Source organism: Paenibacillus dokdonensis (genome assembly GCF_004916975.1).
In the GTDB taxonomy this organism is placed as follows: Bacteria; Bacillota; Bacilli; order Paenibacillales; family Paenibacillaceae; genus Paenibacillus_AQ; species Paenibacillus_AQ dokdonensis.
In genome coordinates, this window is record NZ_STGQ01000002.1 from 366,715 (window position 1) to 393,091 (window position 26,377).

Annotated in this window: 27 protein-coding genes; 8 read left to right on the forward strand and 19 right to left on the reverse strand. The window is 49.8% G+C overall.

Going from position 1 to position 26,377, the window contains the following annotated elements; all coding sequences use genetic code 11:
- Positions 1-98 precede the first annotated feature (98 nt).
- Together E6W40_RS19680 and E6W40_RS19685 are read left to right on the forward strand one after the other, a co-directional pair.
- Positions 99-980: a LysR family transcriptional regulator gene (locus E6W40_RS19680; protein WP_136607326.1), complete on the forward strand. Its 882-nt coding sequence runs from the start codon at positions 99-101 to the stop codon at positions 978-980.
- A gap of 163 nt (positions 981-1,143) precedes the next feature.
- On the forward strand, positions 1,144-1,623 hold the full coding sequence (locus tag E6W40_RS19685; RefSeq protein WP_136607327.1) for a GyrI-like domain-containing protein: 480 nt from the start codon (positions 1,144-1,146) through the stop codon (positions 1,621-1,623).
- A gap of 82 nt (positions 1,624-1,705) precedes the next feature.
- Here the strand turns inward: E6W40_RS19685 and E6W40_RS19690 are convergent, their stop codons facing one another.
- The 7 genes from E6W40_RS19690 to E6W40_RS19715 form a co-directional block, all read right to left on the reverse strand.
- The gene (locus tag E6W40_RS19690) at positions 1,706-3,694 is read right to left on the reverse strand and encodes an FUSC family protein (RefSeq protein ID WP_168928989.1); all 1,989 of its coding nucleotides are present in this window, start codon (positions 3,692-3,694) and stop codon (positions 1,706-1,708) included.
- A 70-nt stretch (positions 3,695-3,764) separates the two neighbouring features.
- Positions 3,765-4,211, reverse strand: coding sequence for a MarR family winged helix-turn-helix transcriptional regulator (locus E6W40_RS19695; protein ID WP_136607329.1), 447 nt, complete (start codon positions 4,209-4,211; stop codon positions 3,765-3,767).
- A 185-nt stretch (positions 4,212-4,396) separates the two neighbouring features.
- Positions 4,397-5,293, reverse strand: a complete 897-nt coding sequence (locus E6W40_RS19700) for an ROK family protein (RefSeq protein ID WP_136607330.1) — start codon at positions 5,291-5,293, stop codon at positions 4,397-4,399.
- A gap of 32 nt (positions 5,294-5,325) precedes the next feature.
- Positions 5,326-6,027, reverse strand: a complete 702-nt coding sequence (locus E6W40_RS19705; protein WP_136607331.1) for an N-acetylmannosamine-6-phosphate 2-epimerase — start codon at positions 6,025-6,027, stop codon at positions 5,326-5,328.
- Between the two features lie 238 nt (positions 6,028-6,265).
- Complete coding sequence (locus tag E6W40_RS29570; RefSeq protein ID WP_168928990.1) at positions 6,266-6,442, reverse strand: hypothetical protein; 177 nt, start codon at positions 6,440-6,442, stop codon at positions 6,266-6,268.
- A 137-nt stretch (positions 6,443-6,579) separates the two neighbouring features.
- Positions 6,580-6,858 (reverse strand): hypothetical protein, encoded by a 279-nt coding sequence (locus E6W40_RS19710; RefSeq protein ID WP_136607332.1) that lies wholly within the window; start codon positions 6,856-6,858, stop codon positions 6,580-6,582.
- A gap of 98 nt (positions 6,859-6,956) precedes the next feature.
- The gene (locus E6W40_RS19715) at positions 6,957-8,678 is read right to left on the reverse strand and encodes a methyl-accepting chemotaxis protein (RefSeq protein ID WP_136607333.1); all 1,722 of its coding nucleotides are present in this window, start codon (positions 8,676-8,678) and stop codon (positions 6,957-6,959) included.
- 274 nt (positions 8,679-8,952) lie between these two features.
- Here E6W40_RS19715 and yedE point away from each other — a divergent pair, with 274 nt between their 5' ends.
- Positions 8,953-10,197, forward strand: a complete 1,245-nt coding sequence (yedE, locus tag E6W40_RS19720) for a selenium metabolism membrane protein YedE/FdhT (protein ID WP_136607334.1) — start codon at positions 8,953-8,955, stop codon at positions 10,195-10,197.
- Positions 10,187-10,414 (forward strand): sulfurtransferase-like selenium metabolism protein YedF, encoded by a 228-nt coding sequence (gene yedF / locus E6W40_RS19725; RefSeq protein ID WP_136607335.1) that lies wholly within the window; start codon positions 10,187-10,189, stop codon positions 10,412-10,414. Before yedE ends, yedF begins: the two co-directional genes overlap by 11 nt.
- Before the next feature lie 39 nt (positions 10,415-10,453).
- Here the strand turns inward: yedF and E6W40_RS19730 are convergent, their stop codons facing one another.
- The 4 genes from E6W40_RS19730 to E6W40_RS19745 all read right to left on the reverse strand — a co-directional run bounded on the left by E6W40_RS19730 (position 10,454) and on the right by E6W40_RS19745 (position 13,592).
- Positions 10,454-10,861 carry a hypothetical protein gene (locus E6W40_RS19730; protein WP_136607336.1) on the reverse strand — a complete coding sequence of 136 codons (408 nt, stop codon included), beginning with the start codon at positions 10,859-10,861 and terminating at the stop codon, positions 10,454-10,456.
- 234 nt (positions 10,862-11,095) lie between these two features.
- Positions 11,096-12,106 (reverse strand): NADP-dependent oxidoreductase, encoded by a 1,011-nt coding sequence (locus E6W40_RS19735; protein WP_136607337.1) that lies wholly within the window; start codon positions 12,104-12,106, stop codon positions 11,096-11,098.
- Positions 12,107-12,289: 183 nt separating this feature from the next.
- Positions 12,290-12,580: an ArsR/SmtB family transcription factor gene (locus E6W40_RS19740; RefSeq protein ID WP_136607338.1), complete on the reverse strand. Its 291-nt coding sequence runs from the start codon at positions 12,578-12,580 to the stop codon at positions 12,290-12,292.
- Between the two features lie 118 nt (positions 12,581-12,698).
- Positions 12,699-13,592 (reverse strand): AraC family transcriptional regulator, encoded by an 894-nt coding sequence (locus E6W40_RS19745; protein WP_136607339.1) that lies wholly within the window; start codon positions 13,590-13,592, stop codon positions 12,699-12,701.
- Between the two features lie 143 nt (positions 13,593-13,735).
- Between E6W40_RS19745 and E6W40_RS19750 the strand changes: the two genes are divergently transcribed.
- Positions 13,736-15,856, forward strand: coding sequence for a glycoside hydrolase family 52 protein (locus E6W40_RS19750; protein ID WP_136607340.1), 2,121 nt, complete (start codon positions 13,736-13,738; stop codon positions 15,854-15,856).
- Between the two features lie 79 nt (positions 15,857-15,935).
- Here the strand turns inward: E6W40_RS19750 and E6W40_RS19755 are convergent, their stop codons facing one another.
- Together E6W40_RS19755 and E6W40_RS19760 are read right to left on the reverse strand one after the other, a co-directional pair.
- Positions 15,936-18,194, reverse strand: a complete 2,259-nt coding sequence (locus tag E6W40_RS19755) for a M56 family metallopeptidase (protein WP_136607341.1) — start codon at positions 18,192-18,194, stop codon at positions 15,936-15,938.
- Positions 18,195-18,225: 31 nt separating this feature from the next.
- Positions 18,226-18,627, reverse strand: coding sequence for a BlaI/MecI/CopY family transcriptional regulator (locus E6W40_RS19760; protein ID WP_136607342.1), 402 nt, complete (start codon positions 18,625-18,627; stop codon positions 18,226-18,228).
- Positions 18,628-18,872: 245 nt separating this feature from the next.
- Between E6W40_RS19760 and E6W40_RS19765 the strand changes: the two genes are divergently transcribed.
- A complete protein-coding gene (locus tag E6W40_RS19765) occupies positions 18,873-20,033 on the forward strand; it encodes a YhgE/Pip domain-containing protein (protein ID WP_246073113.1) in 1,161 nt (386 codons plus the stop codon).
- 154 nt (positions 20,034-20,187) lie between these two features.
- Positions 20,188-20,712, forward strand: coding sequence for a PadR family transcriptional regulator (locus E6W40_RS19770; RefSeq protein ID WP_136607343.1), 525 nt, complete (start codon positions 20,188-20,190; stop codon positions 20,710-20,712).
- Positions 20,713-20,806: 94 nt separating this feature from the next.
- Here E6W40_RS19770 and E6W40_RS19775 read toward each other — a convergent pair whose 3' ends face one another.
- Positions 20,807-21,301, reverse strand: a complete 495-nt coding sequence (locus tag E6W40_RS19775) for a GyrI-like domain-containing protein (protein WP_136607344.1) — start codon at positions 21,299-21,301, stop codon at positions 20,807-20,809.
- A 45-nt stretch (positions 21,302-21,346) separates the two neighbouring features.
- On the reverse strand, positions 21,347-22,309 hold the full coding sequence (locus E6W40_RS19780; RefSeq protein WP_136607345.1) for a helix-turn-helix transcriptional regulator: 963 nt from the start codon (positions 22,307-22,309) through the stop codon (positions 21,347-21,349).
- A 140-nt stretch (positions 22,310-22,449) separates the two neighbouring features.
- Between E6W40_RS19780 and E6W40_RS19785 the strand changes: the two genes are divergently transcribed.
- Positions 22,450-23,229, forward strand: coding sequence for a hypothetical protein (locus E6W40_RS19785; protein ID WP_136607346.1), 780 nt, complete (start codon positions 22,450-22,452; stop codon positions 23,227-23,229).
- 83 nt (positions 23,230-23,312) lie between these two features.
- Here the strand turns inward: E6W40_RS19785 and E6W40_RS19790 are convergent, their stop codons facing one another.
- The 4 genes from E6W40_RS19790 to E6W40_RS29575 all read right to left on the reverse strand — a co-directional run bounded on the left by E6W40_RS19790 (position 23,313) and on the right by E6W40_RS29575 (position 26,375).
- Positions 23,313-24,050 carry a hypothetical protein gene (locus tag E6W40_RS19790; protein WP_136607347.1) on the reverse strand — a complete coding sequence of 246 codons (738 nt, stop codon included), beginning with the start codon at positions 24,048-24,050 and terminating at the stop codon, positions 23,313-23,315.
- 125 nt (positions 24,051-24,175) lie between these two features.
- Complete coding sequence (locus E6W40_RS19795) at positions 24,176-24,715, reverse strand: CD3072 family TudS-related putative desulfidase (protein WP_211147056.1); 540 nt, start codon at positions 24,713-24,715, stop codon at positions 24,176-24,178.
- 228 nt (positions 24,716-24,943) lie between these two features.
- Positions 24,944-26,239 (reverse strand): glycosyltransferase family 2 protein, encoded by a 1,296-nt coding sequence (locus tag E6W40_RS19800; protein ID WP_136607348.1) that lies wholly within the window; start codon positions 26,237-26,239, stop codon positions 24,944-24,946.
- Complete coding sequence (locus tag E6W40_RS29575) at positions 26,232-26,375, reverse strand: hypothetical protein (RefSeq protein WP_168928991.1); 144 nt, start codon at positions 26,373-26,375, stop codon at positions 26,232-26,234. Before E6W40_RS29575 ends, E6W40_RS19800 begins: the two co-directional genes overlap by 8 nt.
- Positions 26,376-26,377 lie beyond the last annotated feature (2 nt).

A 26,377-nucleotide genomic window follows, 5' to 3' on the forward strand; every position in this document is an offset into this window, starting at 1 on the left:
TTAGGATTAGAATAAGCAGAAGCTTCTTATAAATCTAATATATTATTTTTACTATTACATAATATTTAGTTATGAGTTAAAGGAAATGGGGGACGCTAATGAACCTGCATGCGCTTAGATTTTTCGTCAAAGTGGCGGAGACTGGCAGTGTGACGCTGGCATCTGAGGCCTTGAGAGTCAGCCAGCCGGCTGTCACCGCGCAAATTAAACGGCTTGAGCATGAGCTTGGCTTACAGCTCTGGATTCCGCATGGCCGTGGGGTCGCTTTAACCGAAGCAGGCCGCATGCTGGCAGGCGAAGCCAGGAGATTGTTTGAACTGGAGCAAAGAATAGAGGATGGCCTGGAGCGGTTGAAGAAAGGTGAAGCAGGACAGCTGCATATCACAGCGACTTATCTGCCGTCCAACTTTCTGCTGCCAAGACCGATTGCGGCATATAAAAAGCTTCATCCCTCGATCGGACTCGATTTGACGACATCCAACTCCAGTCACGCACTTGAGCTGCTGCTTCATTTCAAGGCGGACATCGCAATCGTCGGAGGCATCGCTGAGGAGCATCCTCTGCTGGAGCGGATCTTATGGCTTGAGGACGAGATGTGTTTTGTCGTACATCCAGGACACCGTCTGGCCGGAGCCCATATTCCGCTTGCCGAAATGCTGCGGGAACCATTCATTATCCGGGAAGAGGGCAGCTTTTCCCGTGAGCAGCTGCTCGCCCTGTGCAAGATCCACAACCTTCCTGCTCCGGCAATCGGACTACAGATGAACGGCCTCCATGAGACGCTGCGCGTCGTAATGGAAGGATACGGTGCCGCCTTTCTTTCCACGCTGGAAACGGAAGCCTTCATGATACAGAACCAGCTCTCCAAGGTTCACGTACAGCATGCAACGCTGAAGAACCCCATTTCAATCTATACGCGGAAGGAGCCGCTATCTCCGGCAGCCCGCCAATTTTTCGACGGCCTCCAGCTATATTCATAGCGTCGTACAAATTAGAACAACGCTCGGCAAAATCCATCAAAAACAGTCATCATTCGATTAAATCTCTGGAAGGAAAGCTGGGCGCAAGGCCCGAATGTTATTATCATAGATTTAACTTTAGTTATGATGACCATATGAATTGAATTGGAGAGAGGGAATGGGTATGGAATTTCAAATCATTGAAAAAGAGGCCTTCACCGTAACCGGTAAAATGCGTGAGGTATCCACGAAGGACGGCAGCAATTTGGTCGATATTCCGGCGTTCTGGCAGGAGTGCGGCAAAGATGAAACATTCATGAAGCTGGAAGCACTTGGTGAGGATCATGACATGTTAGGCATTTGTATGGATTTTGATGGTCAAGGCGGGTTCCACTATCTCATAGGGGTAAGAACTGCAGCAGATCAGGCAGATACGGAGGAGTTCGTGTCACGTGTCATTCCTGCTGCTGCCTGGGCCGTCTTCACATCCATAGGCCCCATGCCGGGTGCAATCCAGCAGGTCTGGCAGCAGATCTACCAGGACTGGTTTCCAACCAGCGGCTATCAGCATGCACCTGGTCCCGAACTGGAGGTATACCCTCCCGGAGACACCATGCGGGATGATTACCGCTGTGAGGTATGGATTCCTGTTGTGAAAAAATAAATCCAATCCTAATCTTATAAAACAAGCCTGTGCCAAGCTCCATTGCAACACTGCAAAAGAGTCTGCACAGGCTTATTTATTTTTATGATTCCATCTCTATCTTTAGGGGCGCGGTGGATTCCCCGATTTGCAGCGAAGCATGAAGCTCAATCAATTCATAACGCAGTGCGGAAAAAGAGGGAAGCTCCGGCACATGAATCGGCGCCGGGGATTCTGATCGCTGAACGGCATTCGCCATCTCGTCAAAAGCCTGCTCCAGAATGCGCAGCGTCTCGGGCGGTTCCCGATGCTCCAGCCCCCTCTCCGCAGCCGAGATAAGCACATAACCAAAATGCTGCATTTCTGCCACAGCCGGCCACCGCAGGCTTACTTTTTCACGCCTCCGTACGGATTCAGCCAGAGCAGCATCATACAACAGTCTGACCCGAAGCAGCTCCGTCTCCAGATCTGCTGGACGGACCCGTTCTTCTGCAGGCAGCCCGCCTGCGAGAATCTGTCCCAGCAGGGCTCCTTCCTTACGGAGGACGGATGCCATGGCTCCAGGCAACCGGCTGGAGGAAGCCCGCCGCCATAGCAGCAGAATTCCAAGCAGACCAATGGCGCTGCCGACCAGAATATCAATGATCCGGGCAGACATAAAGTAGCTCAACGCTGTCTCAGGCTGGCTGCTCTCCGCAATTAGCAGCGTACTTGGCGTAATGAAGATCACGGCCAGCGCATAGTTACGCAGGTAAATCAGCTCTACAATAAACTGCAGTACCGCCATGGCTAATGCTACATATATCCCTTCAGGCTTCAGGGACAGCAAAGCGCCACCGGCCAGCAGGCCGATTATCGTTCCCGCGGTACGCTGCAGCGCGCGGTGCATGGTACCGATCGCAGTCGTACCCAGCATGACAGCCGCACAGGATAGAGGGACCCAGTAGGAACGGTGAAGCCCCAGTCCGTAAGCGACCGCTGCAGAGGCAGCGATCATGATGCCGTAACGGCACGCCGTGCTGAGCAAGGTCGAATGGCGGTTGAAGGCACCTGTGAGTATCAGCCGCAGCCGGTTATCGGGTTCAGCAAGTGTAGCTTTGGCAGCTCCCTCTCCGGAACCCGTAAGCATTGAAAAGGCTTCTTCAATCTGGTGATTCAACCGCCCGCTCAGACTCTCTTCCCCATTCCATGAAGATTTGCCTGCATTCAGGGATTTCATCTGATCCTGACTTTGAATACCGGCAGCAATCGAACGTAACGCTTCCGATCCTCCCGACTCGCCTGTACCTTTATGACCCAGTGCAATCTCTACAAGGGTCAGGTAGATCTCATTGGCTTTTTGTGACAGCTGCATCAGGCGCCGGGTCGGCTCGTAGGTATGCCGCCAACGCAGCTCTCCGCCGGATACTGTTTTCCCGGCATTTTGCAGCGCGACTACCGCTTTATGCTGCGCATCGTATTGATGCTCCGTGCCGATGGAGTCCATAAATTGGGCTAATGATGCATAAGCACCCGCAACTGCCTTGGTCTCAGGCCGGTGTGGACTCATCAGCCAACCGGCCATACCGACGATCCAAGCCAGCACACCGCCTAGAAACACAAATCCCGTCCGCAGCGGAACAAATGATAGATCATAGGGCAGACTAGTTCCGACAGCAAAGGTTAGAATAAAAAACATGGCCGAGGGACCGGCTACCTGAAAGGCTCCAAAACAAAAAACGGCAGCTGCGCCGATGAGGCCGAAAAGCAGCACCATCAGCCAGGGAATCGTACCCGTTAATGAGCCAAGCCCAAAGGATACGGCCATACCCAGTGCAACCAGCAGCAGTTTGATAGCCCGCTGTCTATAGGTTTCATTCGATACATACAAAAAGGTAAAGCCCCCGATGGAGGCGCATAATCCATAATCCATATGCCCGGTCAGCGCTCCGATCAGAACCGGTATCCCTGCACTGATCGCAGAGCCGATGCCCCGAAACCACTGCAGCGGCAGCGGCCGGATCCGAAATGCGTCGCGCACCCTTCCCGGAGCAGGCGCACGCTGTCCCGCTCTGCGCCGTGCATATGCGTTTTGATGTGATTCAGTTATCATAAGGCTTCTCTCCAGTTGGCTATCTCTATTATTATGGTCCTCTATATTTTCAATTTGTCCTGTCCTGATGTCATGACTCTGTTTCTTTGGCAGCTTCAGCATTCTGCTGAATTTTCATAAGTGTAGCCAAAAATACCTTCAAGTCACTTTCCGGTATTCCAGCCACGATTTCATCCGCAAAAAGCTGGTTTACATGGATAAAAAGCCTCTCCCGCAGCTGTCTGCCTTCATCCGTAATAAAAATAAGGAACGAACGCCGGTCGTCTTTGTTTTTATCTCTGCGGACCAGAAGCTTTCGTTCCAGAATATCGAGTATTTTAGTCAATGTCGCCTGATCCTTGTCTGCAATGAGCGACAGTTCCTTTTGCGTGAGCCCATCCTGCTCACCCAGTCGTTTCAGTACGGTCCATTGTTCCGGTGTAATATCGTCTTCCTTGAAATGCATCGTCAAATACCGCATTAATGTCCGGCTTGTTTTCGAAATCAGATGCCCGTAAAGATGCTCCTTGTCCTCCATACCTGAAGACCCTTCCCCCTTCATTGGGTGCTGGTTATATTTTAATTCTATAGCAGAGATTAATATTTGTAAATATTATATGTATACAAACATTTATTATACTAACCAATAATCCAAAAAAAGAACAGCTTCTCAGCCGCTCATTTTATCAAAATAATATACAGTAGATATGCATTCCACAGTTATCAGAACTTCAATTGATCCAAGATCAATTTGGCTGCACCTATCGCCCCCGCTTCATTACTGAGCTCAGCAGGTCGTACGTCCACATTCAGCCGCATTCCTTCCATCGCTTCCAGCAGCAGTGGCCACCATATTGGCTTGGAGTCGATGAGACCTCCGCCGATCAGAATCGCCTGTGGGTTCAAACCAACATGAATATTATGGATAACGACCACCAAATGAGCGGCAAACTGCCTCAGCACTTCCGTAACCTGCGGCTGTCCCTTCAAATGGTCATCCAACACCTCAACGCCGTTATTATAGCTGCGTCCCGCCGCTTCACTCGCAAGCTTCACCAAGGCCGTTCCTGACAGGTATTGCTCGATACAACCGCTTAGTCCACAATTGCAGGGCCTGCCACCAGGCACCAGAATGGTATGTCCCCACTCGCCTCCATTCCAATGAGCGCCTCTGTACAACTCGCCGCCGATCATATTGGCCCCGCCAACACCCGTTCCCAGCGTGAGCATGGATAAATCCTTCACATGCATTCCCGCGCCAAGCCAGGCCTCACCAACCAGTGCCGTATTGGCGTCATTGTCAACGAATACAGGCAGGCTATAGGACGCCTCCACATCCTTTTTAACATTGGATCCCTGCCAGCCCGGCAGATTGTCAGTCGCAAATACGATTTCCCCCGTCCGGACATTCACTCGGCCTGCGGTACCTATACCGATACCCTGAATATCCTGATGGTTTGCCAGCAGATCATTCAGCAGGAGCTTCATATTTTCCAAAATCCGTTCCTTTCCCTCTTTTGCTTCCGTGGCCACTTTCCCCTGATCCAGAAGCTGTCCCGAGCGATCCACGACCATGCCTTTGATGGAGGTTCCGCCAACATCGATCCCGATGACCTTCATGCCTCTCCCATTCCTTTCATTGTGGCGCCGACTTAGCGAGCCTCCCCATTCAACGCTCCGCGGACAGCCACCGCAAATTTTTCCGTAATCAACCGGGGTCTGGTAATAGCCGATCCAACGACAACTGCATGCGCCCCAAGCTTCAGACAATATGCCGCCTGTTCCGGGGTATTGATTCTTCCTTCACCAATCACCGGAATCCGGATTCTGCGGGCTGCCTCCTGCAGCAGCTCAAAGTCAGGCTCTTTGAGTTGGGGCGAATAGGCCGTATAGCCGGAAAGCGTCGTCGAAATACAGTCTACACCGATGGACTCCGCATACAAAGCTTCCTCGAGCGTCGAAATATCGGCCATCATCTTCTGCCCTTTCCCTTTCATATAAGCTACAAGGTCTTCGAGCGTTTCCCCTCCAGGTCTTGAACTGCGTGTGGCATCAAGTGCGATGATATCCACCTGTAACTCCATCAGCTCTTGCACCTCACGAAGTGTAGGCGTTATATACACTCCGCTGTCGTCATAGTCGCGTTTGATAATGCCGATGATCGGTAGTTTCGTCACCTGCTTGATGGCATGAATATCGTGTACGCTGTTCGCGCGGATGCCGATTGCTCCGCCCTGCTCGGCGGCCAGAGCCATTTTGGCCATCGTGTCGCCTCCATGCAGCGGCTCATCCTCAAGTGCCTGGCAGGAAACAATCAACCCGCCTTGAATTTTTTTGAAAAACGGATCATCCATAAATTCATCTCCTGTTACCCTCTACCAATCGGTATATGGATCAATTTCCCAATGCTTCTTGGAATCCATTATAACAGTCACTAAAGATTTTCTCCATTATTAATTAAAATAAGGGAGATTATTTCTTTCATAATAAAAAACGCCAAATCCCAGAGAATCATCCCGGGTGAACCTCTGAAATCAGCGTTATTGAAGCAGCATCCAGCCTGACATAACAAAATATAAAGCCCGTGCGCGATCAGCAGAATCGTTTAAAATTTATATTTCCATGCTTCATCCGCAGCGCATCACGCAGCTCTATCAAGTCCTTCTCGGCCATTCGCTCAAGCACTTCCCTTGAATATTCCAGCCCATGCTCCTCCGCCAAATCGAGAATCCCGCGGATGTACAGCTCTCTGTAATCCTTTTTGTTCATTGCTGCCTGATCCCTCCCGCTAAAATAGCAAATTCTATATAAAATGTACCCATATTTTCCACTCAAACCACAACAAGAAAAGCTCATTACTCCCGGCTGTGGGGTAATGAGCTTTTCCTGCGGGCTTTTGCCAGCGACTAATCCTCGTCTACGGCAATCCCTATATCCATCAGGTAATCCATCTCGGCATCGAGTACAGCTTCGACGGTCATTTCATCCAGCTTTACATCTTTACAACTCAGCACGAAGTCGACCAAATCATCGCTGTCGATCTCCACTTCGCCCTGCTCATTTGCTTCCGCCGTGTTGATAAATGTCTTCTCATGCTTCAGGACAACCCTGATGCTTTCGGGTTCAGCGCCCGTCTCAGCCGCTATGTACTGCACAAGCTCCTGCTCGTTGAGTGTGCCGCTCATGGCCTTTTCATCTCCTTATTTCATGTCCTAGCGCCATTGTAACATAAAATGCTCTGGTTTCCATTTTTTCAGACTGTAAATTAACAAATTTACAAAAGTCATGAACTTTTCGTGCCCGCCCGGGTATCCTCGTATTGGAATCTGCGGATTTCCATCTGCAGTCCTCTGGCCATTCCGCTCATGGAACCGCTGGAAGCAGAGATTTCCTTCATCGTAGCCAGCTGCTCTTCGGTCACGGCCGCAACGCTTTGAGACTGCTCGGCGATATAAGAGGATAACTCAACCATATGTTCCTCCGAGACCAACATCTGCTCGGTCAAAGCGGACAGCTCCTCCGTTGATGCCGATGCCGATACCTCTTGGGCCTGTCCCGCAACGATCTGAATCGATGCGTATATTTGATGAAAAGCTTGGCCCGTTTGCTGCATAGACTGCGTGCCTTTTTCCAGCTCATCCGAGCCCCGATGCATCGCATCGACCGATTTTGAGATATTGCCGACCATATTCCGGATGCCTCCGCCAATTTGCTCCGATGCCATACCGACCTGGTCCGCCAGCTTCTTCACCTCTCCGGCTACAACGGCGAAGCCTCTACCATGCTCCCCGGCCCGTGCCGCTTCAATACTCGCATTGAGAGACAGCAGATGCGTCTGGTCTGCGATCTCCTTGATGAACAGCGTGATCTTCTCAATCTCATGTGAGCGATGTCCAAGATCGTTCACTGCTGCTCTCGACTCCTCCATCACGGATTGGATTTGCTGCATCTGCGATACGGTTTCCTCCAAGAGTCCCAATCCCTGTTCGGACTGCTTCTGCACCGTCTCGGCTGATTCCACCGTGATGGATGCGGACTCGGCGATTCGCTTCAGGCTGGAAGCACTCTCCTCCATCGCTGCCTTGTTTTCCTTCATGCGGGCCATCTGGTTCTCTGCTGCTGTGGATACCTCCTGCATAGATCCCGTAATCTGCTGCGAAGCAAGCACCGTCTGTTCAGAACCGAGTGCAAGCTCTCCGGATGCCGAAACAACTTCAGCCGCGTGATGATCAATCTGAAGCATCAGCTGCTTCAAATGATGTTTCATTTCATCGAAGGAGCGAGCCATGCTACCGATCTCATCGTTCTGGCGGATATTCATGTCCGCACCTGTCAAGTCACCCGCGGCAATCTGCTGCGCAGAGCGAGCAACGAGTGCTACCGGACGGGAGATCATCCGGATCATCAGATAAGCCATGCCAATACCTACCACCAAAGACAGCAGGACCGTTATGCCGAGCACAGTCTTGGTTTTTTGCTCCTGATCCCGGGTCTTCTGCAAGTCCGCATCCAGCTGATCCTGATGATAGTTTTCCAGCTCGGCTGCGGCAGCAGTCATTTTTTTCACCATAGGCGCGCATTTCTCCTCCACCAGGCGGGTATACGCGGCAACATCATTCTTTTTCTTATAGGCTGCAATCTCATCTACAATCACGGCATACTGCTGTTCAAGCTCTGCTAACTGGTCTGATATTTCTTTTCCTTTCCCTGTCTTGTTTAAGGCCTGCACTTCCGTTTCCGCCTTGCTGAACTGCTTCCGGTTGTCTTCGTAGTTCGTGAAATGCTCTTCATTACCGGTCAGCAGATAACCTCTCACATTTTCGGCTTCCAGCGCGGCAATTCGTCCGAGATCCTTGGCCAAAAGCATTTTGGCTACCCGGCCGTCGATGAGCATGCGGTAGTTTGTGTTGGCATTCGACAGCTGTACCCAGCCAATCGCCCCTACAATCATCGTAATGACCAGTACGGCTGCAAAGCTCAAAGAAAGTTTCTGTTTGAATTTCATCCGCCTAAACTCCTTCTATTTAGGTAATTTACCGGGACTTATCACCAATGTACTAATATAGTTTTATACACGATATTCAGTTTTATAAAACTATATTTTTCACAATATAATCGTTTCAATTAGCCACTTGGATCACTTTTTCACAAAATCGACACATCTTATGTGAATAGATCTCAAATTAGCCATGGCGACCCCTATGCCGGTAATAAACCAATTCTCCACACATTGTCCAGAAAATGATGTAAAATTAATACGGTTTGGAACATAGATATTCATGATCCCAACATTTCATAGTTCAAGAAGGGCAGGAATTACAATCGTGTTTAAAAAAGTCTTCAATCAGTACTGGAGCCCTTATATCGTGATGGCTGCTGCAGGTATCCTGAGTGCCATATACTTCGGGATTACCAAAACGGTATGGGCCGTAACGGGCGAATTTACTCGTCTGGGAGGACATATTCTCGAGCTGTTCGGCGTGGACATTTCCGATTGGGCTTACTTCAAGCTCATTCATATGGAAGGTACCACCTTTACGCGTACGGATGGCTGGATTGTGTGGGGCATGTTCATCGGGGCGCTTCTCATGGTGTTATTCAGCAATAATTTTAAAATTCGGATGCCGCGGCAGAAGCGCCGTTTGCTTCAGGGTTTGATCGGCGGCTTTGTTGCCGGATTTGGTGCCCGGATGGCACTCGGCTGCAACCTCGCGGCCTTCTTCACGGGTGTACCTCAGTTCTCTCTGCACTCATGGATTTTTATCGTAGCAACGGCGATTGGTACCTTTGGGGGTGCTAAGATCGTCAATACCTCCTGGTGGAAAGGGAAGCCCGTCCTGCAAAAAGGCAATACGGCGTCAATTATCAAGGAACGCAGGAAGATCCAGCCTTATATTGGCGGTGTCCTTGCGCTCGCATACGCCGTGCTCATTATTTATTTCTATGCAGTTGGAAAAAACATGCTGGGCACAGCAGCCCTCTTCGGCGCTGCATTCGGCATTCTGATTGAAAGAGGACAAATCTGCTTCACCTCAGCCTTCCGCGATCTCTGGATCAGCGGACGCGCCACCATGACCAAAGCCATTACGTTCGGCATGGCTGTCAGCTCTGTTGTCACACTGATCATTATTCTGGTGAACGGCCTGGATCCTGTAACCAAAATGGCAGCTCCAAGCACGCTGATCGGCGGCCTCCTGTTCGGTGTCGGCATCGTTATGGCCGGCGGCTGTGAAACCGGTATGATGTACCGTTTGATGGAGGGCCAGGTCATTTTCCTGCCGGTATTCATCGGCAATATTATCGGAGCCACCGTGCTTGCATACGGCTGGGATCATCTCGGCATCTATAATACGCTGGTGAAGATGGGCAAGCCGATCAACCTGATCGATGTCATGGGGCCGGCTTGGGCGCTCATTTTGACGCTTGCCCTGCTGGCCGCCGGCTTTGTCGTTGCTGTCTTCTGGCAGAAAAACTACCGCTTTGGTGTCGGATTCAAGAAAGGGGAAACGAAAAATGTCCATTGATTTTACGCTGGATCTTCGGGGGGAATCCTGTCCTTACCCGGTGATTTATACGCTCGAAACACTTCAGGGGATGAAAAAGGGGGAGCTGCTTCAGGTCATCGCCGACTGCCCGGCAGCTTTCCGCAACGTACCGGAGGAAGTCGTCAAGCACGGCTACACCCTGGAACAAGAGCCCATGAAGAACGGTCGGGAGCTGCTGTTTCTCATCCGGGCATAGCTTAAACTAAAAAAAGGATTAGGGTGTGCTTCCTTCGCCCTAATCCTTTTCAATTTCGAATTGATCCGCTGCCCAGGTTACAAACGGAACCCGGCCCTTCTCATTCAAATCCCTAATATGAATAAATACGTCACGGTCCGCCTTCATTGTAAAACGGATCCAGTTGTCATAAATCATAACCTTCTCGACTTCCGTCAGATCAAACGTCCTTGTGCCTTGAATATTGACTACCTTCACCCGATCTTCCTTAATGCGGATATACCGTGCATACACGTAAGCAAAGCGAAAAGACAGAAGCAGGAGCACCGCCATAAAAATGATATTCCATACAGCATGTGCCTTGGTGTAGTCAGAGGTCCACTGCAGCGCCAGCCGGATGATAACGGCGAGCAGGAGCAGCCCAAACATCACGATGTTCATCTTGTTGCCTTTAAATTTTGCAGTCATAGTCTGAAAACTTCCTTATCATTAAATATCGGCCTGCGCGCTTATAGGTACTGGCTCTTCAATATAACGCTATTTTCACACCCGCACAAGGCATCCACTCAAAAAAAGCCCCCTGGAATCCGCTAACAGAGAACGAAGGCTGATTAACAGGTTCTGCGGCTGATGCAAAAAGGCTCCTTCCATAAACGGAGGGAGCCTTTTTAATTCGTCATGTTACGGATCAAATGGTCTTAATTAGTCTACCTTCACGAGCATTTTGCCCAAGTTTGTACCCTGGAACAGCTGCAGAAACGCGTCAATAACATGAACAAAGCCGTCGATGATGGTTTCTTCATATTTCAGCTTGCCTTCGGACAACCATTTTCCAAGCTCAATCAAACCCTCCTGCTGCCGGGAAGCATAGTCCCCGAGAACAAAGCCTTTCATCAGTGAGCGGGTTTTGATGATCTTCGACTGGATGCGCGGGCCCATATCTCCGTCCGTGCTGTTGTAGGAAGAGATGGCACCGCACAGCGGAATCCGAGCATGGTCATTCAGAAGATTCATCACCGCATCTGAGACAGAGCCGCCAACATTATCAAAATACACATCGACGCCATTTGGACATGCTTCTTCCAGCGCCTTGCCCAGGTCTTTTGTCGTTTTGTAGTTAATAGCTGCGTCAAAGTCAAGCTCTTTCAGCAAATACTCGCATTTCTCATCCGTTCCGGCAATGCCGACGGCGCGTGCGCCTTTGATTTTTGCAATCTGCCCAACGAACATACCCACGGAACCGGCTGCGCCGGACACCACGACGGTTTCTCCCGCTTTGGGCTGTCCGATATCCAGCAGTCCGAAGTAGGCGGTTAGACCCGTCAAGCCGAGTACACTCAGGTAAGCGGAAAGCGGCGCGATGGAATCATCAACTTTCCGGACCTGCTTCGCATCCACTACATTGTAGAGCTGCCAGCCCAGCATCCCGATCACTTTGTCGCCCGTCTTGATCAGATCGGATTTTGACTCCACCACTTCCCCGACGATGCCACCTGAGATAACTTCATTCAGGGCGAAAGGCTCGATATAGGATTTGGCATCGCTCATTCTGCCTCTCATATAAGGATCCACGGACAGATAACTCGTGCGGACTACAACCTGTCCTTCTTTTGGCTCCTGAACAGCGGCCTCGCGGTATTCAAAATTCTGGTCTGTCGGCATGCCAACCGGACGTGTCTTTAAAGCGATGGATCTATTCGTTAACTGCTGCATGTATATATCACGGCTCCCATATCTATATTTTGGTTTTAAAAGAATGACTACAGAAACAGGTTCTGCACCTGCGCATAAAAGGTCGAAACCCAAGAAAAAATCGGATACTTAAGCACTTGCTAAGTAAATTGGATAGTTTTAAAACTTTAAAACTATTAGACCGAAATCAGGGTTCCCTGTCCGTTATAAACTGTCCAAGAAACCCGGCAAAAATTCGTTGAACGTATCCTCTTTGAGCTGGCTGTTTTTGTTTTGACCTTTACGGAACACTTGAATCAAGTCCGCTTCGTACAAAATCTTGAGATGGTACGATACGTTGGATTTGTCCATGCCGATCGCATCCCCGATATCCCCGCAGGTGTTCGTGCTGCGGTGATGATGCAGGTAGCGAAGCATTTCAATGCGCTTTACTTCCGCCATGGCCTTAAAAATCTTGACCCGCTTCTCGTCGTCTTTTGATGGTTTGATAGTCATAGAACTATAGTATTCCCGATCCTAAGAGAAGTCAATCCAGCCGGTAATTCCTTATTATGGACATCATTTATATACCACGCTGCCTGGATTCATAATCATTATTGAAAATGGCGGCATCTCATATATGGTACTTTCCACGGAATTTACCGGGCGCTTCTCCTGTCCAGCGTTTAAATTGGCGGCTGAAATGGGCGATATCTCCATACCCCAGCATTCTGGATACCGACTCGACAGACAGCTCGGGCTGCATGAGCAGCAGCTTGGCCTTCTTGAGCTTAAGCTGGGATAAGTATCCGCGAGGAGATATGCCGTAGACCCTCTGAAACATCCGGGTGCATGCAGACATGCTGTATCCAAGCCCTGCCGTGACAGCCGCGACCGTGTCCGCAGTTCGATCTACGCTTGTACCGTCTTCATTTGCGGTATCCTCTACAGCCCGTTCCAAATCCGCGGCAATTCTTTCGGCGATCCGGGCAGCGCGGGTATGGGTGAGCCGTGAGTTCTCCCGCTCCGAGAGGCTGCCGGTCAATGCGGCAAAAAGCTCAAACATAGCGGACAGTGTTCTCATCTTCGTCTCCAGTTTTCCTGCGGCATCCTCGGAGGTCAGATCAATCAGCTTGTCCAGACTTGGCCGGATGGCGCAGGCAAGCGGGCTGTCCCCGGAAAAATAACGCTGCCCATCCCTGCACAGCAGCTCGCGGAGCGCACGCTCATCGGTATCAAAATGTATGCAGTAGTAGGTCATGTTTCCATCCCCGCTGCTGCGGCTTTCATGCAGGTCCTCCGGCTTCAGCAGCAGCAGATCACCTGGCTCCTGTACATAAGTCCGGCCGCTCACTTCCATCGTCTGCCTGCCCTCCATGAGCAGGTTAATCTCAAACAGGGGATGGGCATGAAGCGGATATTCCCATCCCTGTGCTACGGTGCGCCAGTGTGCTGCATAGATCCGGAACGTCGCTTCCACATCCGGCAGCATCACTTCCCTGATCTGCAATTGTTGCCCGTCCGGCATTGCATCCATCCCCTCCCATACCTCATTTCATATATGCTGAATTCGGGTAAATTTCGGCTTGCTCTGGATATAGTAAGCGCTTTATTACTTTGTTAATCTCAACATATCATACATCCTTATTGCAATCATAGGAGGTTACGGATTTGGATAAAAAAATGCTATTTAATGCACATCACTCTCCGGTCGGGGCATTTGCCAGCTTTACACTGGGTTTCCCGGGCCGCAGCGGCGGTTTTGATCTAGAATACGGCAGGCCCCCTGAACAGAATGTCTATATCGGCCTGCAGGAGCCAAGCGGCAACAGCTATCAGGCATTGCCCTTCTATGATCTGGCCGGAGACGATTCCTTCCGGTATATAGGCGGCGGAGATGAAGCAGCGGCCAACACATCCCGTCTCGTAAAGCCGTTTGCCGTAGAATCCGTGTCCCGCATGTTCGCAGCGGCCACCGATACATGGCAGGCAGGGGATCTGACGTTCCGCCTGTCTTCGCCCTTTGATTCCGTACCCGATCCGGATACTGCGGATGAGGAGCAGCTCCGGTTCGCCCTACTGCCGGCCGTATTGGCGGAAATCACCGTGGATAATACGAAAGGTTCTCTTCCACGGCGCGCCTTTTTCGGCTTCCAGGGGACCGATCCTTACACAGCGATCCGGCGGCTGGAGGATACAACGGATGGCCAAGTGACCGGTGTCGGGCAGGGACGCCATATTGCCATTGCGGCCTCCGATCCGCGGGTACGGAGCGCAAGCCATTTTACCATTGAAAATATTTTGCAGCCGGGCGTGGAGGAAAACCTGCAGTTTGGCCTGGGTAACGTTGGCGCGATGCTGATGGATACGCCTGCGGGAGAACAAGCGACCTACCGCTTCGCTCTCTGCTTCTACCGGGGCGGTTACATCACGACGGGGATGGATACTTCGTACCTCTATACCCGTTATTTTGCGAATATTGAAGAAGTGGCGCTATACGCATTGGAACACTTCGAGCAGAAGCTGGAGATTTGCCGGCAGAATGACCGGCTGGTAGCTGATTCTGCCTTGTCGGAAGATCAGCGCTTTATGCTGTCCCATGCCATCCGCAGCTATTACGGCAGCACCGAGCTGCTCGAGGCCGAAGGCAGGCCGCTCTGGATCGTCAACGAGGGCGAATACCGGATGATGAATACCTTTGATCTGACCGTGGATCAGCTATTTTTCGAAATGAAAATGAACCCTTGGACCGTACGGAATGAACTGGATTTGTTTGTATCCCGTTATCAATATGAAGACACGGTCCGTTTTCCGGGTGAAACCAAGGATTATCCGGGAGGCATCAGCTTTACCCATGACATGGGCGTAGCCAATGCCTTCTCACGGCCTGGTTATTCCTCCTACGAGCAGCATGCGCTGGATGGCTGTTTCTCCCACATGACTCAAGAGCAGATTGTTAACTGGGTGCTGACCGCTTCTGTATATGTCCGCCAGTCCGGGGACGCACAGTGGCTTCAGGATCATCTCGGGTTATTCGGGGAGTGTCTGCAGAGCATGGTAAACCGCGATCATCCGGATTCAGCGCAGCGCAGCGGATTAATGGGACTGGACAGTTCGCGCACCATGGGCGGAGCGGAAATCACAACCTATGACAGTCTGGATGTCTCCCTTGGCCAGGCCCGCAACAATATTTATCTCGGAGGTAAATGCTGGGCGGCCTATGTCGCGCTCGAGCGTATATTCAAAGAGTATGGCCATGAAGAGCTGGCTGCATTAGCCGGAGATCAGGCCGATCGCTGCGCCCGGACCATTACGGACCACGCGACACCGGAAGGATATATTCCGGCAGTCATTCAGGAGGGCAATGATTCCCGGATCATTCCTGCCATTGAGGGACTGATCTTTCCGTTATTTACCGGCAACGAGGATGCACTCGATCCGGATGGACGTTTTGGACACTATATTCAGGCGCTCAAAAAGCATTTCTACGCGGTCTTAGAGCCTGGCGTCTGCCTGTTCCCGGACGGAGGCTGGAAGCTCTCCTCCACCAGCGACAATTCCTGGCTCAGTAAAATATACTTATGCCAATACATTGCCCGGCAGGTGCTGGGGCTTGAGCAGGGCGAACAGGAGGCTGCGGCCGATGCCGCTCATGTCGGCTGGCTGACTTCTCCGGAAAATGCCTTCTGGAGCTGGAGTGATCAAATGAACGCCGGAGTCATTGTCGGCAGCCGGTATTATCCACGCGGTGTGACGGCGATTTTGTGGCTGGATGAAGTGAAGACCAAATAAGCGTGCAAGCAGATAGTATAAAAAAGAATCCGGACAGCTTAGTCCGGATTCTTTTCTCGTTTATGGAAATGAACAAACCTTACTTATCCTGCTCCATCAAATACTGGACAATCGCCTGCTCCTCAGGTCCTTGACCCGCAAATCTTGCCTGAAAGCATACATTCTCGTCCAGCCAGAAATAGCTGATACGATCGGTTTCACCCGGATTGCTGAGCTCACCATCGATTTTGAATTTTTCTGTTCGGAGCACTTCATGGCCGTGAATGATTACTTGCTGCAATTTGACGATAAATCTTTTTCCATCGATTCTTGAAAATGAGACGGTTCCGCTCTTTTTCATATCCTCATACATATCCCCGTTCAGCATCTGCATAAATTGAACGCTTTTAATGCCTGCTTGATGACTATCCACGGACTTCACATCCGTCAATGGAGAATAGGCCACGGAGAGCAGTTTCCTCATCGAATCCGTATCATTTTCGGAAAAGTTGAAATTTCCCTTTCGGGAAACATAAGATAAACTAGCCGTGAAGTCTCCCGGAAGCTTACGCGGAAAGGCTGCGTTATATCCAATCAGCTTTTGAGCCCGCCGAATATCCTCGGTATCATATACATAATTGATCATTTTAGAGGTATACTCATTGTTCTCGTAGAGCTTGTTCAGTGCCTCATCCGGGTACCTCATAGAAGCAACCATATGCTCAAAATCGCTGCTGGATATATCGGCGGCATTGGCATGTATTCGATACGTCACGCCTTGATCCTTCCAGAGATAGGTGTATCTCTCGGGGTGTTCTTTCCATGCCGTCATACGGATCGTCATCTTCAAGCCTTCAAGTCCCGCGATGGAAATTGGCGATTTTTGAATGACTTTACCACCGGCCTCGGCGTCTCCAAGCTCCTCTTCCTCTTTTACGGTTTGCTCGTACCACTCTTGCAGTCCTGCACCGCGCACAATTGTGAGCTCCATACTGCCATAGATCGTATTTGCTTTTGCCTTCGAGTACCACACACTTATTTCAGGACTCGCTGATGAGGTTAAGGGCTGAAGGTGATAGCTGATGTTGTCCATCGCCATCCCTTCCGGCAGCACCGCCGGAACTTTGAACTGGAATGGTGCCACCCGGGAAGCCTTGTCCAGATTATCGTACTCCCGAAATGTCATATCCGAAAACAGCAGTTCATTTCCCCCGTCCTCGGCATGAATCCAGGCGGAAGTACCTGCGCTCGAAACCGGTGCATTCGTCAGCGTTGCCGCGCTGATCAGAAGCACCAATAACACCGCCAGCAATGAAAATTTATATGAACCCTTTTTAAACGATTTAATCATCCGAATTCGCCGCATGATATCTTTTTCTCCGTTCATGCCCTTGAAGTACAACAGATGAGGTTGATTCCGTCTGGAGGAATACCGCTTCAGGAATCCGATAATCGTCATGCCGTACGGCACGGCCTCTTCTTCCCCAAGCACCTCCAGTACGCACGCATCGCATGCCAGCTCCCGATCCGCTTTCATGCGCCGCATCATAAGCCACACCAGCGGATTCATCCAGTGAAACGCAAGTACAACACTGCCAAGCATATTCCATGCTGTATCTTTTCTTTTATAATGGGCAAGCTCATGCGCAATGACATGCTTCAGCGGGGCAGCATCCACCGTTTCACGGCAGAAGGTATCCGGAAGATAGACAGCAGGACGCAGAATGCCGGTCATATACGGACTCCGAACAGAAGCATGCGTGTACATAGATACAAAACGCTTCACCGAAAATAGATTCCGGCATTCCTCTGCCACCTTCATCATCGCGGGATCATAGACGCGGCTGAAACTTCTCTGCATTCCCTTCATTCGCAGCCAGTAGATCAAATGGTACGTCAGAAAAGCCACCGTTCCTGCCAGCCAGACAATAGACAATATACGGATTGCCGGATGGGTTCCAGTCTCCATGGACACCGCCCTCTCGTGAGGGTCTTGCACCATGATGACCTGTTTCGGATTGTTCCGCCCGGCTTCATTCGATGTATAATAAGGTTGAAGTGAAATTTCTTTTGCGCTGTTTTCGGATTCCCCAGCAGGCCTGTCCTGCTGAAATGGAAGCTCGGAGACAGCCTTTTTTATGTCTATGATATTAGGTAACGCGTTGAATAAGCTCACCGGACTGTGTGGAAATACCGGCAGTACGAGCCTTACCATCACAATCAGCCATAATGTATATCGCAGACGGGCACTGATGCGCCGGCGGAGCAGATGCTGAACCACTATGACCACGATCGCAGCCAGACTTGCCGTCAGCGTCGAAGCGACAAACCATCTGAAAAGACTTTCGGCGATATGCATGAAATTACCTCGTTTGATTGAATTTCACGTTTTAAGGCCGTGATGGATCTTGGGGATCTCTGCCCTGCTTTTCCGTTAAAATCTGCTGCAGACGCTCAATTTCCTTGTCCGACAGCTGCGTTTCCTCCAAAAAGTTTGTCATCATCAGACCCGCCGCACCGTTAAACACGCGGTTTAAGAACGACTTGCTTTCCGCACGAACGCATTCTTTTTCAGAAATGAGCGGATAATACTGATAACTTCTACCCGATTTGTGATACCCCAGCGCTCTCTTCTTCATCAGCCGGTTGATGAAGGTTCTGACCGTCTGATCGCTCCATTCGGTATCCTTCGGCAGCTGCTGCACAATTTGCTCTGCTGTTAGCGGATTTTCCCTCCAAACGGTCTTCATAATTTCCCACTCGGATTCCGAGATTTTTGGCATACCTTCCATTCTCCTACACCCCCTTTCCCTTACAGGCAAATCAACTATTACAAATGTAAATATAACCCACTCCCCAAACTATTACAAACGTAATTGTGTCCTAAATGAAAACTTTTCGTTTTGTATATGACAAAAATCACATATAAGCGCATACATTCGTTGACACATTTTTTGCCTCGGCGTATAATTCTAACTCAATTACTCTAATTAAAGTAATTAAATCAAAAAAAATAAAATATATAGAGGTGTGGTCATTGAAAAATATTTTAATGTTTCTTAAAAACAAGTCCGTCATTGGCGGAATCACGATGGTACTGTTTTATCAGGTGGCATTTATTCTGATCTTCATGTCAGGTTACAGCGCCATTCCGAAAAACATGAACGAAATGACCGTCGCGATTGTCAATGAGGACAAACAGGCGGGCAAAGAAATCGCTGCGGGTCTAGCTAAGCAGCTTCCGTTCAAAATGGTGACGGATTTGCCGCTGGACAAAGCCCAAGAACAGCTGAACGACCGTGATCTTGCCTTGGTCATTCACATTCCGCAGGACTTTACGAAGCAGCTGTCAACATCCGGAACGAAAGCCAAAATGGATTTCTTCATGAACCAATCCAATCCGGCCATGGTGTCCAGCAGCATGCAGTCAGTAGTAACGCAAATCACAACGAATCTGAACAACCAGCTGGCGACCCAGACCGCGCAGGGCGTCTTCGAGTCCATGAAAATGCCGGCGGAGCAGGCGCAGAAGCTCGCGGCCGAGATCCCTACCAAGCTGGATGCCAATATCGTCAACACAAATCCGGTTCCGCCAGGCATGCATAACCAAATGTCTCCATTCTTCCTGACGATGGTCAGCTATGTCGGCGCCATGGTTTTCTCCATGATGATGGTCGGTGCCATGAACGCGCTGAAACGTAAAATGGGCTTATGGCAAGCCTTCTGGTCCGCGCAAGCAACCAATGCGATTGTCTCTCTGATTGCACCGCTGATTGGGATTTCGATCTATTTCCTGATTCAGGGCGGCTTTGGAGCGGAAGTTTTCGTGAAGGTATGGCTTGTCCACGCGCTTGAATTGTTCGGAGCCATTGAGTTTATGTCCATCTTCAGTTTATTATTAAAGGACAAGGCCATTTTCGCGAACCTGACGCTCATGCTGATCCAAACCATCAGCAGCGGCGCGACGATGTCCCGAGAAATGATGCCGTGGCTCTTTAAGATCGTGAGCTACATCTCCATCATGTTCTATACCGTTCAAACGGATTTCTCGATCATTTACGGCGGCGGCAAGCTGACCGAGCATCTGCTCGGATTGTGGATCGCAGCCATTGCTTCCATGATCATCTGCATGGTTTCTTTCTATTTCGTTTCTCCTAAAGAAGCAGCCGATGATCAAGAGAAAACCGTTGCTGCTTAATCAGGTAACTCGTTTCGTCTACACGAATTGATGTTTAGCTGTATAGAATGGGCTCCGGATACCCGAGTTCATTCTATATCACATACACGCGAAGCCAGCTCACTCCCACGAGTCAGCCGGCTTTTCGTATGATTTGGATGGGAGTGTTGCATTTATGTCGCTTCAAATTTTTATACTGGGTGTTTTGAGTTCGGGGCATCATCATCCCTATGATATTAAAAAAATGTTCAAGCAAAACGTGCTGGATGAAAACTCCAAGATTAATGACGGAACCTTGTATTACAATTTCGAGGTCATGCTAAAAAAAGGATATATCGAGAAAATTGAGGTGATCCGTGATGACAACCGTCCGGAAAAAACAACCTATGGCATTACGCCGCTTGGCAAAGAGCATCTGCAGCAGGAGATCTATGCGGTTTTCAAAAATTTCACCCGCGTGGACTCCCTGTACTCAGCTGTCCTATTTCTCAAGCATGTTGATCCGAAAAAGCTGGTATTTTTGATTGAGGAGGCCCAGGAAAAGCTTGAAAATAAAATCAGAAACGACCAAGCCTTTTGGGAATCGGTACGTGATGAAACCCCGCCCGCGGTTCACCTGATTCATGATCACGCCAGCAGCCAGATGAAGGTCGACCTACAGTGGCTGGAGAAGTTTAAGTTACTAATACTTGAGCAGTAAAAGCATATGTATTCACTTATATTTCGAACAAATACGAAACAGCGCGCCGAGAAGTCCATTGGACGTCCAGGCACGCTTTTTTTAAGACAAAGTATTAAAGGATCGACGGTTTTCGTACTGCCATATAAATATCTACGCTGACTTCTTCCGGGTTAAAATCACGCAAGTCATACAATTCAAAGTCCCCTGTATATGTGCGCTCGTACTCCAAATCCTGGAAATAATCCCATATTTCCTGCCATAACTGTGGAACAACCTGCCCCATGGGACCCTTCTCTGTCGTAAACTTGATGTAATCAGCCTCCGGAATATATACGGTACCTGCTGTATCTTCGGCAGATAGGAGATGGTCTTGTTCATGCCCTAGCAAAAGCGTATACTCGCCGTTCACGTCACTCTCATAGTCGGTATACAACGCATATAGCAAATGCGGATGGATCAGATCCGTACGGCTCTGCTGCCCACTCTGAAAATACCGCTCCCATAGCGACGGAATCTCCCCCTCTCCGCTTAATTCCCGCTGGTTGGATGTCCGGATACTTATGCCAGTCAGTACGGCTGCTGGCCTGTGCGTAATGTTGATGTTCATGCTAATGTCCCCCTTTTTGTGTGATGTGATCCCATTGTACAGGGGCTAAGTGGACAGCAGTCTGTCCGGTTTCCTGTACAGCTCCACAATTTTATGAGCCCGCCGCATCACTTCATTGGCTGCAAGCTCCGGGGCTTCAATAACAGCTTGGCCACCGTAGCTTAGGATCATCCCATAAAACCATTCATCCAGGGCAAACTCTGCTTGCACGCGCAGGCTTCCATCCTCCTGCATCGATATTTGCTCCGGGCTGAAGGAATCCCCGACTCTGTGCCTGACCAGTGGGGAGAACCGCAGCGTCACCATGCTGTACGCCCCTTTGGCCGACCATTCCGGATTCCAATCATACGAATCCAGCGGCGGCAGCTCTCGCGGATTAAATAGATCCAGCAGCATACTCATCTCTTGAATCCGGGACACCCGAAATATCCGAAAATCCTCACGGAGCGTACAATATGCTTGCAGATACCACACATTCCCTTTTAAAATAAGCCGTCCCGGCTCAACAACCCTCCAACTGTCCGTCCCGTTCATATTGATGTACTGCAGTTTCACTTTTTGGGTCTGTCCGGCAGCCTGACGCAGAAGCCTCACCTTATCTCTTGCGCTCTTCCCCTGTCCCCATGGATTCAGATCAAACAGGAGATCTTCCGGGTGACTTACTCCCGGCTTAGGATCAGAGTGCTGAAGGAGTGACTCGACTTTATCCAGCAAACGGTCCAGCGTCCGGTCATCCAGTGCGGCTCTGACACCTTTGACAGCTGTAAAGATAGAGCCTATTTCGTCCAGGGTCAGCAGCTGCCGGGAAATCGTATACTGGCTCATCATCTCGAAACCACCGCTGGTTCCTTGATGCGCAATAATGGGAATCCCCGCCTGGCCCAGCGTATCCATATCCCTGTAAATGGTTTTGGTCGAAACCTCAAATCGCTCTGCCAGTTCTTTGGCACTGATTCTGCCTCTGTTCAGCAGGAGAATGGTCATCGCAAGCAAACGGTCTATTTTCATCGGAATATAGGTTCCTTTCCGTTATTGTTTTTCTATTTAAGGAAATGTTTGGGGTATCCGTTGGAAGTTTAATACATAATGGGAGTTTGCACTCCCCGCCAATTAAGGCTCTAATACTATCATAATTCGGAGGTCAAGCAATGAACAGAAGGTTTACCGCAACATCACTTATTCTCGTACTGCTGGTATTACTCATCAGCGCCTGCGGCGGCAAAAAAGCAGCAGGGGAATCAGAGGTAAAGCCGACAGAAACCGTGAAGGCTGCGGAAAGCGAAACGACAACGAATGAGGATGCTGACGTTAAGGAAACATCGGAAAACGTATCGGACAATAAAGATGCAGCTGATAAAAAAACGAAAAAAACAGCGGATGAGGGCTATGTAAAAGACGGCATCTATACCAATGATTACTTTGGCTTAACTGTACAAATGCCCAAGGAATGGGAGGTCCAGGGCCAGGATGCCATGCAGGATGTCATGCAGACCGGCAAGGACATCATTGCCAATGGGGATGATGACAAGCAGGCAGCGTTAGATGAAGCGGAGCAAAAAATTCTCAACTTCTTCCTTACTTCCAAATACCCGATGAATGAGCAGGATATCAATCCGAGCGTAATTTCTAATGCCAAGAAGGTCAGCCCGCTTCAAGTGAGAAACGGCAAACAGTATCTGGAAGCCTCACAAGCCATGCTGAAAACAACGGAGCTTCCCTACGAATTTGATGAGATCAAAACCGTCAATCTTGGAGGCAAGGACTTCCACATGATGACTGCTACCCTCAAGGGAAACGGCATCACTCTGAATCAGCGTTACTACAGCACACTTACCGACGGATATGCGGTCAACTTCATCAGTACATACTTCGATGACGCATCCAAAGCCGAGACGGATAAAGTCATTCAGTCCGTCAAGTTTGAGTAATATGATAACGATTTACCATCAGAAAAGAGCAGATGCATCCGCATCTGCTCTTTTTTTTAGAACTCTACCAATCAGTTATTCAATCAGAAGTATTTTGTGAGCATCGCCCTCATACTCTCTTCGTTCTCTGCAAACTGCCGCTGCCTGTGTCCATTGGCCCCGGAAGGATGCGGAAACCCCTTTAGAATCCGTTCCTCCTGGATTTGCCCTTGGCCAGCCATCCATAGGAGATTACGTTCCACTGCCCTTCCCAGCGGGATCAGCATGCTATCGGGAATCTCCTGCAGCTCCTCCAAAGCGGATAGCGCTTGCCGACAAAGGAGCGGCGAAGCCTGTATATCGGGACTGGAGCCTGTGTAATTGCGATCGCCATCTACAAATACGGGATATCTCAGCAGCGATGTCGTATGCAGAAGCTGCGCTTGCTCCCCGAACAGGGCTGCACTTGATCCGACGTTCAAATACCCCGGAAGACCAAGACGATCAAGCATCAGGATTAAATGATGGCGCATGGTGCCGGCAAATCCGGCTTCCCGCTTCGCCCGGCGACAAATTTCCTCGTCCGGGAGTCCTTCAGCCAGGCCAGCTCTTGCGGTTTGAAAGGCTACCTTCATCTGTGTCCAGCCAGGAGTAATTCCAACGATCACCACCCTCGCGGCATGGTTGATCCATTCATTATGGGGCGCGTAGTACATCGTAATCCGCCCCTCCACTTCCATTCGGAATGCATCGGTCAGCAGCTCCTGCTTGTTCAGATCGCCGTCCTGCGGCAGAGCCCGAATAGCCGACTTGTACTGTTCAAGCAATGATCTGGGCTTCACGGGCTGTACCTCCTTGATTTTTATCCAAGAACATTCCGTCTCTTCGTCCCTATATTGTAACCTTCCCATACGGAGGTCATATACCTCCAGTTTACCGAATATTAGAACAGGTGCCGCTGAACGACTCAGTGACGCCTTTTTCTGCACACTTTAACCGGCAGGGCTTCAGGTAAAACTTGTGGCCGTATCCCTGTAGGTCCATATACGCTTTTTTTATCCCTTGGATCAAAAACTCCCTCCTCGGTATTGGGTATTTGCCAAAAGAAATCAATATGTACTCCCTGCTCCTCTGCAAACCGCAAAAAATCGATCATAAATATACCTTTTCCGGGATCACATGAGGAGCTGCCCGAGATGCCAACCCCGCCGATAATCTCATAGCCGTGATTTTGATAGATCTTTAACTGCTCGATAACCGGCTGCAGGATGCGGAAATTATGATCATGAAATGAAGGAGTGTCCAATTCCTCTTCCGTCATGGGCTGCCGATCCGGTCCTAGAAAGGTAAACCCTGGACAGGGCAGTTGAAAAATGCCATAGCCTTGTTCCGATGCCCAATCTACCGCTGACTTCATCACACCTGCACTACGAGCCTCGCCATGAATAACGGTATTCTGATTGATCACACAGTGCGAGGTTATAAGGATCTGTTTATTGCGCTGCACGCTGACACCTCTTTCTTGCTGGTTGTAATTGGCTCACTATGGCTTATCTATGGAAAATATATTCTTATTAATTTAATCGGAATAATTGATATTATTGTATTTCATTTGTACCGTAAGTCAATATCACAGCATAAAAAACGCCCTTCCCTGGCATCTGCCTGAATAGAGCGTTGCATGGTCTTTCATTTCAAATAAAGCCGTCCTGTATCGTGCAGCCCGCGCCGCTTATCAGCTGAACCGCTGCGTCTTATACCATTTGCTTTCCCGGCCTGTAATTTTATCGACGATCAAGTTATAAAAGGCTTTGACAGAAATGACAAGGAAGAGCTGTGCATATGTGAAATAAGAAATACAAGAGAGCACGAAATTGCGGACATTGCTTTGTCCGATGTCAGTAGCGAGCGCCAGATTGATCTGCAGCACATAGAGAAAATACATCAAAGCCCAAGCCACTACCAGATAGACATATACATCCGATTGGAACTGGAAGGGTGAAACCACACCCGGCTTGAAGATGGCAATGACCTGATACACCAGGTTCGCCACGAACACAATATCCGATACGATAATAGCGATCATGAACCAAAAATAGCTGGCTGCATAGTAGAGCACATGAAGTTTGATCCGCCAGCTGCTGCGGTCGAACAGATGATGCAGGTTTTCGACGACAACATTATAGTTGCCTTTGGCCCAGCGCTCCCGCTGCTTCATATAAACCCCAAGCTGCTCAGGCTCCTGCTGGTAGGCTTCCGCCTGGGGAGCCAGCGCAATCAGCTGGCCGCGGGACATGATCTCAAAGGAAACGGCCGTATCCTCGGTAATCGCCTGCTCGTCCCATCCGCCGATCTCCCGCATTAAAGCGGTTTTGACAATAAAATTGGTGCCGGGAATCGTTCCGAGCTTGAACAGCTCCCATAGTCCGGTATGATGCACACGCTGAATTGTAATGATCTCGAGATTGATGCAGCGGGACAGAAAATTCTGGCCGCGGTTACGGGCCTTATTACGTCCAAAGACAGCGCCGTATTTCTCCGGATTCTCCATCGCCTTCTGTGTCAGGAATAAGAGCGCATTGCGCTCAGGCGCAGCATCCGCGTCATACACACAAATCCATTCGCCTGTTGCCAGCTTCAGTGCATCGTTTAGTGCTCCGGATTTCCCACCCGTCCCCTTGCGTTCCAGAATGATGAAATTCCGGTCCGAATAGCTCGTCTTCTCCTTCAGTGCCTTAAGCCGGGCCGCCGTCTGATCTGAACAGTTGTCTGCAATAATGATGAGCTGTACCTTATCCTGCGGATAGTTCAACTGCAGAATATGCTCGGCAGTAGCCGTGATGACCAGCTCCTCATTATGCGCCGGAACCATGACGGTCACAGCAGGGAAGTCATTCATATGCTCCGGAAGCTTGAGCTTCTTCTTGTTTTGTTTGAAAATAAACCGGACAGCCCCTGCCATAATGATGACGGACTCAAATACGGCAATCCAAATGGTTACTATGGAAAGGATCAATAGAACGTCAGCCACTGAAGTTCCCCCGATCATACTTTTTGTTGACATCGGCACGAAATTTAAGCGTTGCGATGGTGAGGATCAGGATCGTCACGGCGAAAATTACACTAATGGCAATGCAGACAGGGATAAACCAGCTCGTATATGACATTT